General features: G+C 65.7%; 14 protein-coding genes. 5 read left to right on the forward strand and 9 right to left on the reverse strand.

Going from position 1 to position 17,041, the window contains the following annotated elements; translation table 11 throughout:
- The first annotated feature begins 433 nt into the window (after window positions 1-433).
- Window positions 434-817, forward strand: coding sequence for a VOC family protein (locus AC07Z7_RS07830; RefSeq protein WP_121419388.1), 384 nt, complete (start codon window positions 434-436; stop codon window positions 815-817).
- 89 nt (window positions 818-906) lie between these two features.
- On the opposite strand, the gene AC07Z7_RS07835 is transcribed toward AC07Z7_RS07830, so the two are convergent.
- Window positions 907-2,010: a tartrate dehydrogenase gene (locus tag AC07Z7_RS07835; protein ID WP_494765912.1), complete on the reverse strand. Its 1,104-nt coding sequence runs from the start codon at window positions 2,008-2,010 to the stop codon at window positions 907-909.
- Between the two features lie 124 nt (window positions 2,011-2,134).
- On the opposite strand from AC07Z7_RS07835, the gene AC07Z7_RS07840 reads away from it, so the two are divergent.
- Window positions 2,135-3,073, forward strand: a complete 939-nt coding sequence (locus tag AC07Z7_RS07840; protein WP_494765913.1) for a LysR substrate-binding domain-containing protein — start codon at window positions 2,135-2,137, stop codon at window positions 3,071-3,073.
- Between the two features lie 82 nt (window positions 3,074-3,155).
- On the opposite strand, the gene AC07Z7_RS07845 is transcribed toward AC07Z7_RS07840, so the two are convergent.
- Window positions 3,156-3,602, reverse strand: a complete 447-nt coding sequence (locus tag AC07Z7_RS07845; RefSeq protein WP_055400197.1) for a GatB/YqeY domain-containing protein — start codon at window positions 3,600-3,602, stop codon at window positions 3,156-3,158.
- A 213-nt stretch (window positions 3,603-3,815) separates the two neighbouring features.
- Complete coding sequence (gene rpsU, locus AC07Z7_RS07850; RefSeq protein ID WP_007833691.1) at window positions 3,816-4,028, reverse strand: 30S ribosomal protein S21; 213 nt, start codon at window positions 4,026-4,028, stop codon at window positions 3,816-3,818.
- Between the two features lie 309 nt (window positions 4,029-4,337).
- On the opposite strand from rpsU, the gene AC07Z7_RS07855 reads away from it, so the two are divergent.
- The gene (locus tag AC07Z7_RS07855) at window positions 4,338-7,616 is read left to right on the forward strand and encodes an EAL domain-containing protein (protein WP_494765914.1); all 3,279 of its coding nucleotides are present in this window, start codon (window positions 4,338-4,340) and stop codon (window positions 7,614-7,616) included.
- 30 nt (window positions 7,617-7,646) lie between these two features.
- On the opposite strand, the gene AC07Z7_RS07860 is transcribed toward AC07Z7_RS07855, so the two are convergent.
- The 4 genes from AC07Z7_RS07860 to AC07Z7_RS07875 all read right to left on the reverse strand — a co-directional run bounded on the left by AC07Z7_RS07860 (window position 7,647) and on the right by AC07Z7_RS07875 (window position 13,063).
- Complete coding sequence (locus AC07Z7_RS07860) at window positions 7,647-7,961, reverse strand: hypothetical protein (protein WP_494765915.1); 315 nt, start codon at window positions 7,959-7,961, stop codon at window positions 7,647-7,649.
- Window positions 7,962-8,060: 99 nt separating this feature from the next.
- Window positions 8,061-9,311, reverse strand: a complete 1,251-nt coding sequence (locus AC07Z7_RS07865; RefSeq protein WP_494765916.1) for a BaiN/RdsA family NAD(P)/FAD-dependent oxidoreductase — start codon at window positions 9,309-9,311, stop codon at window positions 8,061-8,063.
- A gap of 134 nt (window positions 9,312-9,445) precedes the next feature.
- Entirely contained in the window at window positions 9,446-11,647 is a 2,202-nt protein-coding gene (locus AC07Z7_RS07870; RefSeq protein WP_494765917.1) for a TonB-dependent siderophore receptor, read from the reverse strand.
- Window positions 11,648-11,887: 240 nt separating this feature from the next.
- Entirely contained in the window at window positions 11,888-13,063 is a 1,176-nt protein-coding gene (locus tag AC07Z7_RS07875) for an ABC transporter substrate-binding protein (RefSeq protein ID WP_494765918.1), read from the reverse strand.
- A gap of 204 nt (window positions 13,064-13,267) precedes the next feature.
- On the opposite strand from AC07Z7_RS07875, the gene AC07Z7_RS07880 reads away from it, so the two are divergent.
- Window positions 13,268-13,750, forward strand: coding sequence for a DUF4124 domain-containing protein (locus tag AC07Z7_RS07880; RefSeq protein WP_494765919.1), 483 nt, complete (start codon window positions 13,268-13,270; stop codon window positions 13,748-13,750).
- A gap of 41 nt (window positions 13,751-13,791) precedes the next feature.
- On the opposite strand, the gene AC07Z7_RS07885 is transcribed toward AC07Z7_RS07880, so the two are convergent.
- Window positions 13,792-14,925 carry a sterol desaturase family protein gene (locus AC07Z7_RS07885; protein WP_494765920.1) on the reverse strand — a complete coding sequence of 378 codons (1,134 nt, stop codon included), beginning with the start codon at window positions 14,923-14,925 and terminating at the stop codon, window positions 13,792-13,794.
- 117 nt (window positions 14,926-15,042) lie between these two features.
- Between AC07Z7_RS07885 and AC07Z7_RS07890 the strand changes: the two genes are divergently transcribed.
- Window positions 15,043-15,531, forward strand: a complete 489-nt coding sequence (locus AC07Z7_RS07890; RefSeq protein ID WP_094286998.1) for an acyl-CoA thioesterase — start codon at window positions 15,043-15,045, stop codon at window positions 15,529-15,531.
- Window positions 15,532-15,600: 69 nt separating this feature from the next.
- On the opposite strand, the gene AC07Z7_RS07895 is transcribed toward AC07Z7_RS07890, so the two are convergent.
- A complete protein-coding gene (locus AC07Z7_RS07895; protein ID WP_494765921.1) occupies window positions 15,601-17,031 on the reverse strand; it encodes a cellulase family glycosylhydrolase in 1,431 nt (476 codons plus the stop codon).
- Between the last annotated feature and the right edge of the window lie 10 nt (window positions 17,032-17,041).

The following is a 17,041-nucleotide window of genomic DNA, read 5'->3' on the forward strand; positions in this document are numbered from 1 at the left end:
AATTAAGGCTTCATTGAATTCAACTTTACAGATGGTAAGCCAAGCCTGAGCATGCGGGCCATGTTGCATCCCACCCGTCTGGACCCCGAAAGCACCACCCGCCAATCCCAGGCCTGCCAGCCGCCGGGGGTTGTGCCACAGCACTTGGCCCGTGGGGGCCGCTGGCCCCGGCGGGTGCGGCGCCTGGGTGGGCGGTGGCTGCAGGCGCTGGGCGCGGCCCTGGCGCGGGCGGAAAAACACATCAGCGATAACTTCAGGGTGCCGCCCCATGGGGGGTGATGGGAGCGGGCCTCCCCACTGCCTGCAATGCCTGTACTGTTCAGGCGGCGGAGATCGGCCTAGACTGCACCAACCGGTCAGGCGGCCCGGACCGGGGCCTGGTGCACACCAGGGGCTGCAAGGCCCGGGGCCGGATTGAGCGAAAGGACTTGGTATGTTGTCCGATGCTTCCGTAACCACCATGCTGCCCGTGATGGACATGGACCGCGCCCGTGCTTTCTACGAGGGCTGCCTGGGCCTGAAACCCGGAGGGTTCCGGCCCGATGGCAAGTTTGTCTATGCCGTGGGGGGGAGCACACTGGCGCTGTTCCCCAAGCCGGAAGGCACCAAGGCCGACCACACGGCCATCAGTTTCCAGGTGGCCGACATAGCGGCCACCATCGACGCGCTGAAACGCGCGAAGGTGGTCTTCGAGGACTACGACTTCCCGGGCCTCAAGACCGTCAATCACGTGTGTGTGCTGGGTGCCGAGAAGGCCGCGTGGTTCAAGGACACCGAGGGCAACTACCTCTGTCTGCACGAGGACATTGCCACATAGCCGCTGTTTCAAGCAAAAAGGGCTGTTTCCGCGCGGTGGGTATGCCTTTTAAGCTATTGAAATAGGAGCGTTTGGGTGAGGGCTGTGGCTCAGTGCCCAGCCACCCGCGCCGCAATCGCCTCACCCACCCGCGTGGTGCTGGCCGTGCCGCCCAGGTCCGGTGTGCGCGGGCCGCTCTTGATAACTTCTTCGATGGCGTTGACGATGGCATCGTGCGCCGCGCGTCCTGCGCCCTGACCCTGGGTGAGGAAGTCCAGCATCAGCGCGCCGGACCAGATCATGGCAATCGGGTTCGCGATGTTCTTGCCGTAGATGTCCGGCGCCGAGCCGTGCACAGGCTCGAACAGGCTGGGGAAGGTGCGCTCGGGGTTGAGGTTGGCCGAGGGCGCGAGGCCAATCGTGCCGGTGGTGGCGGGGCCCAGGTCGCTCAGGATGTCGCCAAACAGGTTGGTGGCGGCCACCACGTCAAAGCGGCCGGGCTGCAGTACAAAGCGGGCGGTGAGGATGTCGATGTGCTGCTTGTCCAGCGTGACCTCGGGGTAGCCTTGGGCGACGTCGTCGGCACGCTGGTCCCACCAGGGCATGCTGATGGCGATGCCGTTGCTTTTGGTGGCCAGGGTGACGTGTTTTCTGGCGCGGCTCTGGGCCAAGTCGAACGCGAATTTGAGCAGGCGGTTGGCACCGTGGCGGGAGTAGACGGATTCCTGGATGCAGATTTCGCGGTCGGTGCCTTCGTACATGAGGCCACCCAGGGACGTGTACTCGCCCTCGGTGTTCTCGCGCACCACGTAGTAGTCAATGTCGCCGGGTTGGCGGCCCGCGAGCGGGCAGGGCACACCTTCGAACAGGCGCACCGGGCGCAGGTTGATGTACTGGTCGAACTCGCGGCGGAACTTGAGGAGGGACCCCCACAGGGACACGTGGTCCGGCACGGTGGCAGGCCAGCCGACGGCGCCGAAGAAGATGGCGTCCATGGCCGACAGCTGTGCCTTCCAGTCGTCGGGCATCATTTTTCCGTGCGCGGCGTAGTAGTCGCAGCTGGCCCAGTCGATGGCGGTGGTTTCGAGCGCAATGCCAAAGCGCGCTGCAGCGGCCTGCACCACACGCAGGCCTTCGGGCATCACCTCCTTGCCAATGCCGTCTCCGGCAATGAGGGCGATGCGGTAGGTTTTGGCGGGGGCGGAAGAGGTCATCAAGCAGTCCTTGCGGGGTGTGGAGGAGCGCTGCTGCAAGGCGCAGCCAACGGTTTGGCGTGCATTGTTCCCAGTGCTGTTGAAAACTACAATCCGCCGACTGTGGCTTCATCATTTACATATCGTGCATAAAAATCCTGCTGCAGAAGATCTGCGCGTGTTCACGGCCGTGGTGCGCAAGGCCAGCTTTGGCGGTGCCGCCACCGAGCTGGGCACTTCACCCGCCTACGTGAGCAAGCGCATCCGCCTGCTGGAGCAGGATCTGCAGGTCAAGCTACTGCACCGCACCACCCGCCGCGTGGCAGTGACGGAGGAGGGCGAGCGGGTGTTCCACTGGGCGCAGCGCATCCTGGACGACATGGAGCAGCTGATGCAGGAGGTGGCCGTGACGCGCAGCGAGCCACGCGGCCTGCTGCGGGTGAGCAGCAGCTTTGGTTTTGGCCGCCAGATCGTGGCGCCCGCGCTGTCGCGGCTGGTGGAGCAGCACCCGGGGCTGCAGGTGCGCCTGGAAGTGTTCGACCGGCTGGTGGACGTGGCAGGTGAAGGGTTTGACCTGGACGTGCGCGTGGGCGACGAGATTGCCCCGCACCTCATCGCGCGCCGCCTGGCGGACAACCACCGCGTGTTGTGCGCGGCGCCCGCCTACCTGCAGCGCAAGGGCGCGCCGCGCAGCGTGGCCGACCTGGCCGCGCACGACTGCCTGGTGATCAAGGAGCGCGACCACCCGTTTGGCGTGTGGCGCCTGCGCAGCGGCGCGCAGGAAGAATCGGTCAAGGTGCGCGGCCCGCTGTCGGCCAACAACGGCGAGATGGCCGTGCAGTGGGCGGTGGATGGGCGCGGCATTGTGCTGCGCTCGCAGTGGGATGTAGGCGCGCACCTGCAGACGGGGCGGCTGGTGCAGGTGCTGCCGCAGTGGCAGCAAGAAGCCAATGTGTGGGCCGTGTACCCCACGCGGCTGGAGCGGTCAGCCAAGGTGCGGGTGTGCGTGGAGTTTCTGCAGGCGCATTTCCGCGCCGGGTGGATGGCGCGGGGTGCGGACGCGGGCGCAAGCACTCTCGTTTGAAGAAAAAATAGCCGCTACCGCCCGTCTGGCAAGCGGTAGCAGCTATCAAAAAGATACTGATGGGGTGGTGGTGAGGGGGCGATCAGCCCGCCAGCGCAGCCTTCACGGCGGCCGACACCTGGCCCATGTCGGCCTTGCCCGCCAGGCGGGTCTTGACCACGCCCATCACCTTGCCCATGTCGCCGGGGCCCGAGGCGCCGATTTCGGCCACGATGGCCTTCACGGCAGCCAGCGTTTCTTCGGCCGACATGCGCTCGGGCAGGTAGGCCTGCAGCACGGCCATCTCGGCCTTTTCCTTGTCGGCCAGATCCTGGCGGCCCGCGCCTTCAAACGCGGTGATGGAATCCTTGCGCTGCTTGATGAGCTTGTCCACGATGGCCACCACGGCGGCGTCGTCCAGCACGATGCGTTCGTCCACTTCCTTTTGCTTCATCGCGGCCTGTAGCAGGCGGATGGTGCCCAGGCGCTCGCTGTCCTTGGCGCGCATGGCGGTTTTCATGTCTTCGGTGATCTGGTCCTTGAGGCTCATGGCGGCTTCCTTGGTTGGTTTTAGACAAGAACAGGGGTTTGCCAAAAGGCTTTCTGGCTAGGCGTCAACGCCGCAGACAGTAGTGCTGCTACGGCAAGGCGTTGCAACGACGCCAGAAAGCCTTTTGGCAAACCCCAAAAACAAAAACCCGCGCTTGGCGTCCCTAGCGCGGGTTTGTCGGCACTCCGTATCAGAACGGGGCCAAAGCGGTACTTAGTACAGCTTCTTGGGCAGTTGCATGCTGCGAACGCGCTTGTAGTGACGCTTCACGGCAGCAGCCTTCTTGCGCTTGCGCTCGGCGGTGGGCTTTTCGTAGAACTCACGGGCGCGCAGGTCGGTCAGCAGGCCGAGCTTTTCAATGGTGCGCTTGAAGCGGCGCAGGGCAACGTCAAAGGGTTCGTTTTCTTTTACGCGGATCGTAGTCATTAGCTAATGTTTTCCAAATGTGCCTGCAGAGGGGCTTGGGGAGATCGGGCCTCAAGTCCGTACAAAGCGGTTTCCCCGTCTGTAACTAGTATTTGGCCGACGGGGCATTGCCAGCAAAGCCGGAGATTATAGCCTCTATCCGCGCCGGTGGCTCAAGGGCTGTCCGCCTTTCTGTGGGGCAGCGCGCCAGGATGGCGTCCGGAGCTGCTGCCAGGTCCGCAATGGCGCGAAATTTGCTTCATGTTGTAACACTCCTACTCATCGGTGGGGAGCCCTGGCCATCCGCCCGGGCGGCCCCGCCACAACACCATGGCATTCATGCGCCGCGTATCGGGTTGGCTGGGCCGCCTCAGTGTGGGCCGCAAGCTCATGCTCATCTATCTGCTGGACCTGACGGCGGTGATCTACGTCTCCAGCATCCTGATCCATGAGAAGTATCTGGCCATCGACTTCACGCGCAAGGAGATCGTGGGCACCACCTATGCGGCGGTGGTGCGCGACGGCTTGTTGGGGCAGTTTCTGGATGCGTCCCAGCAGCCACCGCCGGTGGCTGAGGTGCTGGCCCGGCTGGCCGTGGTGCGCGAGGCCCATGACGAGCAGTTGCACACAGGCGATGCAGGCCAGCGCTTCAGCACCGCGCTGGAGCAGTTGCCCGGCACGGCATCGCCCGCCCCGGGGGCATCTGCCGGGGGCAATACCCCGTCGCTCACCCTGCAGCGCAGCCAGCTGTTGCGCGAGGGGCGCGAGCTGCTCACCACCGTGGGCAACCAGTCCAACCTGATCCTGGACCCGGACCTGGACAGCTACTACGTGATGTCGCTGGTGGTGCTGCGCTTTCCGGAGCTGCTGCAGGCGGTGCACGACACGGTGAGTTTTCTGAGTGCGGCGCCCTCGGCGCGGGGGCCGCAGTGGAACTCGGAGCTGCTCACGCTGGTGGGGCGGCTGGACGCGGTGGCGCAGGGCATTGAGTCGGACTACAACCAGGCCTTCATTGCAGGGTCCCCCGAGATGCGCGCGGCCTTGGGCCCGCAGCGCGAGGCGCTCAAGGCGTCGCTGGCGAGCCTGCAGGCCCTGCTGCAGGGCATTGCCGCTGGCGAATCGCGCCTGACGCTGGCCCAGGTGGGCGCGCAGCAGGCCCAGGTGCTGGGCGCGCTGCGCGATGCCTGGTCGGTGGGCATCGTGGACCTGGAGCGTCTGTTGAACCAGCGGGTGGACAGCCTGTTTGCGCGCATGTGGCTGCACCTGGGCACGGCCCTGGTGCTGCTGGGTTGCATCCTCTCGCTCGTCACGCTGGTGGCACGCCAGATCGCCAAGCCCCTGCAGCAGCTGGCGCGGGTGGCTGACGAGGTGCGCAAGAGCGGCGACCACACCCTGCGCGCGCAGTGGAACAGCCGCGACGAAATCGGCCGCCTGTTCACCGCGTTCAACGAGATGCTGTCGCAGCTCGACCGCGACCGCGTGCTGCAGCAGGAGCTTGCCGCCAGCGCCCGCGCGGCCGAGGCGCAGCGCGAGCTGGTGGAGGCCTTCCCCATCCCCATGGTGGTCACGTCCATCCCCGAGCACGAGGTGCTGCACTCCAACGCGCCCGCCGCCCATTGGCTGGGTGGTCGCAAGACCGACCCCTGGGCCGTGGGGCTGGAGCCTGGCGTGCGCGCGCGGTTCTTTCAGCGCCTGGCGGACCAGGGCTCGGTTGATGAATTTGAAGTGCGCTGGAAGGGCAGCCCCGAGCCTTCGTGGGCCGTGTTGTCGGCGCGGCGCCTGCAGTTCCAGGGGCGCGACTCGGTGCTCACCGCGTTCACGCCCATCAACGTGCTCAAGGTGATGGAGCAGCGCCTGGAGCTGTGGGCCAAGGTGTTCGAGGCTTCGTCCGAGGGCATCATCATCATGAACGCCGATCAGCAGATCATCAGCGTGAACAAGGCGTTCTGCCGCAGCACGCACTACGACTTCTACGAACTCATCGGCGAAGGCCTGGGCTCGCTGCTGGAAGAAGCCGGGGGCGAGCCGCTGTCGGCGCAGATCCGCCGCACCATGGCCGACAAGGAGTCGTGGCAGGGCGAGGTGCGGTTTCGCCGCCGCTCGGGCGAGACCTACCCGGCCTGGCTCATGGTGTCGGCCGTGCGCGAGGGCAAGGGGGGCGCCGTGGCCAACCACATCGGCATTGCCATCGACATCACCGACCGCAAGCACAACGAGGAACGCATCCAGTTCCTCGCGCACCACGACGTGCTCACCGAACTGCCCAACCGCTCGCTGTGTGTGCAGCGCCTGCAGATGGCACTGGCCCAGGCACCCATCACCGGCGAGAAGGTGGCCGTGCTGTTCATCGACCTGGACCGCTTCAAGTCCATCAACGACACGCTGGGCCACCACATTGGCGACGGCCTGCTGCGCTCGGTGGCCGCGCGCCTCACGCAGGCCGTGCGCAGCCGTGACACGGTGAGCCGCCTGGGCGGCGACGAGTTTGTGGTGGTGATGCGCGACGTGGCCGGGCGCGAGGACGTGCAGCAGCTGGTGGAGCGGCGGCTGATCCCGCTCATCCGCCAGAGCCATCCGGTGGAAGGGCATGAGCTGAACGTGTCGTGCAGCGTGGGCATTGCGGTCTACCCCGAGGACGGCAGCGACATTGACGAACTCATGCGCCGCGCCGACGCCGCCATGTACGAGGCCAAGACCACCGGCCGCGACATGGCGCTGTTCTACTCGATGGAAACTGACCTGCGTGCCGTGGCACGCCAGACCATGGAGCAGCAGCTGCGCCGCGCGCTGGAGCGCAACGAGCTGAGCCTGCACTACCAGCCGCGCCTGTCCGCCAAGGGCGCGCGCCTGCTGGGGGTGGAGGCGCTGCTGCGGTGGAACAGCCCGGTGCTGGGCGCCATCCCGCCCAGCGAGTTCATCCCCATCGCCGAAGAAAGCGGCATGATCCGCGCGATTGGCGGCTGGGTGCTGCAGCAGGCCTGCGAGCAGTGGGTGCGCTGGCAGGCACTGCCCCAGGGCCAGGGCGCGCACCCGCTGGCAGATGTGTCGATCTCCGTCAATCTCTCGGCCGCCCAGCTGTCCGACCCTGCGCTGGTGTCCGACATCGAGGCGCTGCTCGCCCGCACCGGCATGCCCGCCCACCGGCTGGAGCTGGAAATCACCGAATCGCAGCTCATGGACAACGCCCATGCCGCCGCGCAGCAACTGGCGGCCCTCAAGGCACTGGGCGTGCAGCTTTCCATCGACGACTTCGGCACGGGCTATTCGAGCCTGGCCTACCTCAAGCGCTTTGATATCGATCGCCTCAAGGTGGACAAGTCCTTTGTGCGCGACATGCTGACCAACCCCGCCGACATGGCCATCACCCGCGCCATCATCGCGCTGGGCCACACGCTGGGGCTCAAGATCGTGGCCGAAGGCGTGGAAGACCTGGCCACGGCCCAGGTGCTGGGCGCGCTGGACTGCGAGGAGCTGCAGGGCTATTACTTCAGCCGCCCCTTGCCGCTGGACCACCTGGAGGCCTGGGCGCTGCAGCATCGTTTGCTGCAGGGGGCCTCGTTGCGTACGTTGGATGCCACCAGCACACAACCCGCACCGCTGATGGGGTGACGCCGCGCCGCGCTGCGGGGCTTGCTGGGGTCAGCTCAGGCGCAGGTGGAGCAAAACCGCCAGTCCGGTCAGGATCACGCCCGGCGCCAGATTGCCCAGCCACACGGCGGGGCGTGACGTGGAGCGACCCGAGGTGCGCGAGTCGGCCCGCAGGTAGGCGTCGCCTTCGTCGGTTAGCAGCCAGCGCAGCATGACTGCGCCCCCGGCCAACGATCCGACACCCAGCGCTGCGAGGATGGCGACAAAGATGTTGCCGCCGATGCTCGCCGCAGGCACCAACGCTACGAGGGCACCGACGGCCGTGGCGGCGGCCTGCAATTTTTCTGCGCGCTCCATCGCATCCATGCCGGTCCCCTGATGAAAAGACGCCCGGGGTGAAAGCCCGGTGGGCTGGCCGGAGTGTAGGCGCGTTGTCCTGGCGGTGTCTTTCGCTTCAGTGATGCGTCATGCACCACCGGCCAGCGGCAGCGCTTGCGCACACGCATGCGCGCTGGCCCAGGCCCACTGGAAGTTGTAGCCGCCCAGCCATCCTGTCACGTCCACCACCTCGCCAATGAAAAACAGACCGGGTTGCGCCTTGCACTCCATGGTCTGCTGCGACAGCGCCTTGGTGTCCACGCCGCCCAGCGTGACCTCGGCCTTCTTGTAGCCCTCGGTGCCTGTGGGCGTCAGCTCCCAGCGCGCCAGCTGCTCGGCCAGGCGCGCCAGGGCCTTGTCACTGGCTTCGTTGATGGGGCGCTGCCAGTCGGCTTCGCGGCTGGCCCAGGCGTCGGCCAGGCGGCTGGGCACCAGGGTGGCCAGCTCGTTGGCAATCAGCTTGCGCGAACGCGACTTGCCCTTCGCCAGCGCAGCGGGAAGATCCACCGTGGGCGCAAGGTTGATGGCCAGCGGCGTGCCCTCCTGCCAGTAGCTCGAAATCTGCAGCACGGCCGGGCCCGACAGGCCCCGGTGGGTGAACAGCAGGTCTTCGTCAAACGCCATGCGATTCTTCTTGGCGCCGGTGCTGATCTGGACCGGCAGCGCCAGCCCTGCCAACTGGGCATAGGGTGCCCAACCCGCACCGTCAAAGGTCAGCGGCACTAGGCCCGGGCGGCGCTCCACCAGCGGGATCTGGAACTGCTGCGCCAGCCGGTAGCCGAAGTCCGTGGCGCCGATCTTGGGGATCGACAGCCCGCCCGTGGCAATCACCAGCGACCGCGCTTGCACCGGGCCCCGGTCGGTATCAATTTGATAGCTATCAACGCTTGATGGATGCGCGGTAGCGGCCAAAAAAGCTATGTTTTTGACAGCGCAAGGCTGCCAATGGGTCACCCCGCCCGCTGCGCACTCAGCCAGCAGCATGGCAATGATGTCCTCGGCCGAGCGGTCGGCAAACAGCTGGCCCTTGTGTTTTTCGTGGTGGGGAATGCCGTGCTTGTCCACCAGCGCAATGAAATCCTGCGGCGTGTAGCGCGACAGCGCCGAGCGGCAGAACTGCGGGTTCTGCCCCACAAAATGCTTGTGCGGCGCGGTCGGGTCCAGGTCGCGGTTGGTGAAGTTGCAGCGCCCGCCGCCCGAGATGCGGATCTTCTCCGCCACTTTGTCGGCATGGTCGATGAGCAAGACCTTCAGCCCCCGCTGGCCCGCCTGGCCCGCGCAGAACAGGCCGGCTGCGCCGGCGCCGATGATGATGGCGTCAAAAAATGGAAGGGACACGGGGAGGTATCAAAAGGGACAAAGGCGTGATTGTCCCCTGGCTGCCCCGGGGCCTGCTCAGCAGTAAGCATGTGGATGCCGGTGCGGGGCAGGCCCCAGTCGCCCCTCTCTCCCTCTTGTGTGTCGTATGGCGATCAGAACGCCGCGCGCAACGTCACGCTCAGGTTGCGCGGGTCGGCGTAGTTTCCGTAGTCCAGGTTGGCCCAGTACTTCTGGTTGGTCACGTTGTTCACGGCCACCGTGGCGCTGAGCTTGGGGTTGAACTGCCAGGACGCGCGCAGGTTGAGGATGGCCTTGGGCGATTGCTTCACCGTTACCGTGCCGCTGGGGTGCGGGATGTTGAAGCCTTCGATGGCGCTTTGCCAGGTCAGGTTGCCGCCCACCGACAGCGGCGCCAGGGCCCCCGAAAGCTGGTAGTCCGTGCCCAGTTGCAGCAGGTAGTCCGGCATGTTGGCGTAGATCAGGTCGGTGGGGGCACGCGTGACCTTGGCGCGGGTGAGGCCTGCACTCACGCGCCACTGCCGGGTGGCCATGCCTGCGAACTCCAGCTCGAAGCCGGTGGACTTCGTGCCGTTCACGGCCACGTAGGGCAGGGTGCCGTCGGGCAGCGGGGTGGTGATGGCGCTGTCGCGCACGCCGAAGTTGTCCTGCTTCGTCTGGAACACCGCAAAGTGCGCCTGGATGCGGCGCTCGAACAGCTCGGCTTTGAGGCCGGCCTCGGCGTTGCTGCCGATGACGGGCGACAGCGGATTGTTGTTGCGGTCCTTGTAGTTCTGCGGGTTGAAGATGCGCGCGTAGCTGGCATAGGCCGACAGGGTGGGCGTGATGTCGTACACGGCGCCGATGAAGGGCGTGACCTTGCGGTTCTCGTCCTGAATGGCCGAGCGGCCCGCATAGGAGCCCGTGGTGCCATAGGTGTCGGAGTGGCGGTGCCAGTCGGTCAGCCGCAGGCCGGTGAGCACCGACAGCGGGTCGGCCACGCGCCAGCGTGCCGAGGCGAACAGGCCCGTCTGCTGCGTGATCTGCGTGCGCCAGGCGCCAGTCCTGGAGTACGTGGGCGCAGGCGCGTTGCCGTCCCAGGTGTAGATGTTGGGGATCACATAGCTCCAGCCCGCCACGGAGGTGTAGCCATCGGTGCGCGTGGCGGTGCGCGTGGAGCTCATGCCCACCACCAGGTCGTGCTTGCGGCCGCCCAGCTCGAACTTGCCCGACAGGTAGGCATCCACCGTGTCCTGCTTTTCGCTGCCGCCGTTGACAGCGGCATACAGCGTGGTGCCTGCGCCCGTCACCGGGTTGATGAAGGGCGCCTTGGCGGTGGTGGCGCCATAGCCGTAGGTGCTCAGGCGGAAGGTGTCGCCCTCGGTGTGGTTCAGCGCGGCCTTCAGGCTCCAGTCGTCGTTGATCTGGTGATCCAGCGTGGCGTAGAGCGTGCCGGAGGTGCGCTCCCAGCGCGTCCACGATGGCGAGAAGCTTGTGGAGATCGGCAGGTCGATGGGCGCGCCCGTGGTGGCAAAACGGGGGATGGTGCCCCAGATCGGCGCCTTGGGGTCGTTGGACTGGCGTTGGTAGCCCGCCGACACCACGGTGGCAGTGCCGATGTCGGCTTCCACCGCTGCCAGCAGGGCGGTCTTGTCCTCGGAGTAGCGGTCGCGGAAGCTCTCTTTCTTCTGCGGGGCCACGACCAGGCGGCTGCGCACGCTGCCGTCGCTGTTGAGCGGTGCGTTGATGTCCAACTCGCCCCGGTAAAGGCTCCACGAACCCGCCGTGAGCGCCACGGAGGCGGCGAACTCGCGCTGCGGGCGCTTGCGGATCATGTTGATGGTGGCCGAAGGCACGCCCACACCGGTCTGGATGCCGTTGGCGCCGCGCACGATGTCGATGCGCTCGTACAGCGCGGTGTCGAACTCCTGGTTGGTGCTGCTGCTATAGCTGGGCAGGCCGTCGGTCTGGAAGTCGGTGATCTGGAAGCCGCGCGCGTAGTACAGCGGGCGCTGCGTGTCGTAGAAGCTCACGGCGATGCCGTTCACGTTGCGCAGTACGCTGTCGATGCTGGTGAGCGACTGGCGCTCGATCTGCGCGCGGGTGACTGTGCTGACGGACTGCGGGGTTTCACGCGGCGTGAGCTGCAGCCGGGTGGAAGCACTTTCGCGCGCGCCCGACACGGTGACGCTATCGAGTGCCTTGGGCGCCACGACCTGGTCGGTGGTGGTGGCCGAAGAGGTGTCTGTGACTGCGGGCTGCTGGGCCCAGGCGGCACCCGCCAGATTGGCGGCAAGTGTGGCAGCGATGGCCAGGGGGTGAACGGCACAGACAAAGCGCCTGCGGGGTGCGGACATGAACGGGCTCCAGAGGGAAAAGCGGTGACTGGCTGGCTTGCAGCGCTTTTCCTACGGGACGCACGGCTGGCTGGGAATAGTTGTAAAAATTGTAAACGCGAATGAGAATAATTGTTGACAACTAATTGTTCTGCAGCACGATACCTGCCGTTTTGTCGCAATGGCACAACGGGCTGGCACATGGCCGGGCACGGGTCAAGGCAGCCACACAGGGCTGAGCGCATGCCGGGGAGAAGGTTCTTACTGCCGGTACACCCCGCCAGACCCCACCACGGCGATGTCCACATAGTTGGAGCCATGGTGGTTCTGCGCGCTGAACTGGTAGCCAAAGCCGCCCAGATCCAGATTACCCAGGCCTTCCATGGCCTGGACCAGGCTGGCGCGTGTGACGCTGGGGCCAGCGGCGCGCAGGCCTTCGATGAGCACGCGTGCGTCCATGTAGCCGGTGTAGCGGTCGTAGTCCACAGGCTTGTCGTGGCGTTTCATCGATGCCTGGAAGTCGCGCGTGAGCGCAATCGTGGGCTTGCTGGGCGAGGGGCCCGTGCGTGCCACGGCCAGGCCGCGTGCATCGTCGCCCAGTGCCTGGAGCACGGCGGTGCCTGCGCCCAGCGACAGGGTGTAGATGGGCACGCCCAGGTGTGCGCGGTTGGCCCGCACATAGGCCACCACCGACGGGCCTGCCGCCACCAGCAGCACGGCCTGGGGCTTCTGCGCTGCCAGTGCCTTGGCTGCATCGTTGGCGTCGTCGCCCGACGATGCCAGTGCGTGCGACCCGGCCAGGGCCGCGCCCTCGGCCGCGATGGTTTTTTCGACCAGGGGCAGCAGCAGCTTGCCGAAGTCGTTGTTCTCATAGGCCACGGCGATGCGCGAGGTCTGCACCGCCACGAGGTTGCGCACGATCTTCACCAGCTCGTCGGCATAGCTGGCGCGGGTCGTGAACAGATAGGGGTGCTGCTGCGCACGGATGGCGGGGCTGCCTGTGTACACGGAGATCAGTGGCAGCTTGGCCTGCGCCAGGTAAGGCAGCAGCGTCATGACCTGCGATGTGCCCGACACACCGAACAGGGCCAGCACGCCGTCTTTTTCGCTCAGCTGTTTGGCGTTGTCGAGTGCGCGGCGCGGGTCGAAGCCATCGTCCAGCGTCACCAGCCGGATCTTGCGGCCGCCGATGCCTCCCTTGGCGTTGGCATCTTCAATGGCGGCGTCCTGCCCCTCGTGGATGGGAGACAGAAAGGGCGCCATGCCACCCGACAAGGCCGTGGAGCGGCCGATCAGGATGTCTCCTTTACCCGCAGCGGGCTGCGCCCGGGCGGGCAGGCTGGCCAAGGCCATACCCCCTGCCAATGCGAACACCAGGCTGCGGCGGTGCGCCTGGGGCGGGTGTTGGCCGGTGGGAAAAACAGTGGGGGTTGTCATCGCGCAGAGTCTCCTGGTGCGGGTGGCCATGGCCGCGAAGTGGGGCCACGCATCGTAGGAGGGCTGCAGGCTGCGCGCCCACCGGGTTTGTACCCGGGCGCGTCATGTGAGGGACAAGCTCTTGTCTCCCCTGCGTGGCTATACGCGCCGGTCTGTGTCAGGCTGCGCGGTAGCATGTGCCATCCAACCGACGAGGACTGAGTCATGAATCCGATCCGCTACGCTGCCTGCATCCTGGCGCTGGGCTTTTTGGCCCCGGTCTGGGCTGTCAACAAATGCACGGATGCCAATGGCAAGGTCTCGTTTCAGGACGCGCCTTGTGTGGGCGAGGGCGAGAAGATCGACGTGCGGCCTGCCATCCAGGGGGCGACCCCGGTCCGGCCTGCACCTTCTGCGGGTAAGGAGGGGGCGTTCGGCGCATCGTGGCAGCGCAAGCAGTACCTACAGACCCAGGGCATCCCGCAGGCGCGCGCCGCCCTTGCGCGCAACCAGCAAGAATGCACGGCACAGCCTGCGGAAGCCACGACCCAGGCAGGCCCTTTGCGGCGCAGCACTCTGCCGTCGGGCAATCAGTTTCCGAAGGACCTTGCAGCGGCCGCCGCCAAGGACAAAGCGGCGTGTGATGCCCGCAGCAATGAGTTGCGTGAGCAGCTGAGGCAGCTGGAAGAGGAGCTCAGCGCCTTGTAGGCCGTCGGCCGGGTGTGGGCAGAGGCTGTCGGCCTCCGTCCTCAGCCTTTCCAGGTGAACGGAAACTTGAACTGCTTCACGAAGCCGTTGGGCACGTAGTCACCCAGCACGCCATAGTGTTCGGGCCAGAGTTTGGTGCTTTTGACGGCGGTACCAAACAGGTAGTCCAGAAATGCGAAGTGCGCGGCGTAGTTCTTGTCCAGCGCCTCCTGGTCCTGGCTGTGGTGCCAGTGGTGGAAGTTGGGCGTGACCAGCACGTAGCGCAGCGGCCCGAGGCGCACGCTCACATTGGCGTGGTTGAACACGGCCTGAAAGCCCACGATGACGATGTAGGCGTCGATCACTTCCTTGGAAAAGCCCAGCACGTAGATGGGGGCCAGCACCAGGGTGCGGGTGATGAGCAGTTCCAGGATGTGCTGGCGCGATCCGGCCATCCAGTCCATGCTTTTGACGCTGTGGTGCACGGCATGCAGGCGCCATAGCACGGGCACCTCGTGGTAAGCGCGGTGGGTCCAGTACTGCACCAGGTCGGCCACCAGCACGATGAGGAAGAGCGCCACCCAGAAGTTCAGGCCCTGCACCCAGCCGCGAATACCGTCGCTGGCCGCCCAGCCAAAGAACTTGTGCACGATGAGGTTGGTGGCCAGCAGCACAAAGCCCACCACCATGTGGTTGACGATGAAGTGGTGAAAGTCGGTCTGCCACTCCGCGCGGAAGATGGGCTGGTCCTTGCGCAGCGCGAACAGCTTCTCGATGAAGATGAAGATCAGCGAGCTGCCCAGCAGGTCGAGGATGAACCAGTCGAGGCCGATGTAGGGCGTGTTGTCGGGGAAGTTCGGGTCCACCTCCACCTTGTGGCCGCCCAGGAAGGCCGTGAGGGCCACCATGGCAAACGCAAACGTGGCCAGCCAGCGGGCGCGGTTGAACAGGATGTTGACCAGCGAGATGCCGCCCGCAATGGCCATGGCCACCAGCATGATGTTGCGGATCACCGCCACGTCGTAGCTCTTGCGCAGCTGCGGCGTGGTGAGGTACTCGGGAAAGTGGAAAGCCAGCACGCCCAGAAAGCACAGGATGGCCAGTGTGAGCGCAATCACGCCCGATACCAGCCCCTTGCCGGTGCGCAGCGCGCCGTGGCTTTCGGTGAATTCGTTGAGTTTTTCTAGTTCGATCATCGGTTCCTCCTTGCACCGGTCAGCAGGTGCTGCGCGAGTGTAGCGAAGCCGCCACCTGCAATGCCTATGACTCCATTTGCGCGCGACGCAGCGCGCGCGGCTTCCTAAAATCGCTGCATGAACATCCCTTCACACCAACTGAGCATGACCGTGCTCATGTCGCCCGACATGGCCAACTTTTCGGGCAACGTGCACGGTGGCGCCATCCTCAAGCTGCTGGACCAGGTGGCCTACTCGTGCGCCAGCCGCTATTCGGGCTGCTACACCGTGACGCTGAGCGTGGACCAGGTGATGTTCCTGCAGCCCATCCATGTGGGCGAGCTGGTGACCTTTCTGGCCAGCGTGAACTACACGGGCAGTTCGTCGATGGAAGTGGGCATCAAGGTGGTGGCCGAAGAAATCCGTTCGCAGGTGGTGCGGCATGTGAACAGCTGCTTCTTCACCATGGTGGCTGTGGACGAGTCGCGCAAGCCCGTGCAGGTGCCGCCGCTGTCGCCCTCCACCCCCGACGAACGCCGCCGCTGGGATGCGGCCCTGCTGCGCAAATCCTTGCGCAAGGAGCTGGCGGAGCGGTTCCGGCAGGTGCGCGAGACGGCCGGTGGGTAGAGAAAATAGCAGTGAGATAAAAAAGGGCCCCTGCATGACAGGGGCCCTTGTTCATGGGGTGATGGTTGGTCAGCGGGCGGCGCAGAAGCCGAATTCTGCTGAGGCCCCGGGAGCAAGCGTCTGATTCCAGCTCACGCCCGACGCGCTGAGGTTGCCACCCACCTGGGACCAGGTGGCGTTCCACAGGTTGTTGATGGTGCCGCTCACCGGGACGCTGATGGCCCAGTTGCCGGTGGCATTGCCCATGTTGATGACCTGGACCTGCTGGCAGTAGCCCGAGCCCCAGTCGCTGTTCACCGTCTGCACCACCGAGAAATTGGCAACCGGCGTGGGGGTTGGAGTGGGAGTCGGGGTGGGCGTTGGCGTGGGGGCAGGTGTTGTGGTGCCATCGCCCCAGAGGCGCTGCAGCAGTTGGACCTTGTCTGTGCGCACGGTGGTCCAGTCATCGTCCAGGATGCCGCCGGTGTCGCCGCTGTTGGGGTTCCACGACCAGTAGAAACCGCTGCGCATGCCCTTGGTGACCATGTAGTCCACCAGCGCGTTCTGCCATTGCACGTCGCGCGCATCACCCCGGCCGTACTTGCCGCCGAACTCGCCCAGCATCACCGCATAGCCAGCCTGCACAAACTGGCCGAAATGCTGCTCCCAGATGGCGGGCATGTTGCTGGGGAAGTCGGAGGCGTTGAAGTACGATTGCACATACACGTCCGGCCCGTAGGTGTGTGGTGCCAGCAGCAGGCGGTTGGCTGGAATGTTCAGGGGGGTGCATGCCAGGGGCTCCAGGTTGCCGCCCCAGAAATGCGCGCTGCTGCTGGAGCAGCTGGGGTTCTCGCCAATGCCTTCGACGGCGATCAGCCATTGCGGCGCGAGTTGCAGAACCGCTGCGGCCGCACGCTCCGCGGCGCGGTTCCAGTCGGTGGCGTTGTTGCCCGTGCCCCAGGTGGCCGCGCCATGGGGTTCATTTTTGATGTCGATGCCGATGACGCCAGGCACGCCCGCATAACGCTGGGCCACAAAGCGCAGGTCGCTGATCCATTGCTGCTCGCTGTAGCTGGGGGTGTACCAAAGCTCGCTGATGGTCTGGCAATCCGGAGTGTGGTGGTCCAGCAGCACATACATGCCGCGCGCGCTCAGCTCGCCCACCACCTTGTCCATGACCTGGATGGCCGAGAGGCCTTGCAGATCGGTGTTGCGGCCGTAGTCGATGCTGCTTGGTGGGGCCGATCCGTGCAGGGTGGCGGGGCAAAACGGCAGGCGCACGGCGTTGAAGCCCTGGGCCTGCATCTGCGTGATCATGTCCTTCCAGTTGCGGGCCCAGAGGCCATGCACCACATGCGTGTTGGTTTCAAACCCAAACCAGTTCACGCCGCGCAGCTGAATGGCTTGGCCCGCATCGTTGACCACTTTGCCCGCCTGGATGCCGTAGCTCCAGGCCGCGTTGCTGCCAAGGAGCAGGCAGCCGGCAAGGGCCAAGCTCTGGCATAGGTGGGTGAGCTTCATGAAATCCTCT

It is taken from the genome of Acidovorax sp. GW101-11A03 (genome assembly GCF_059424825.1).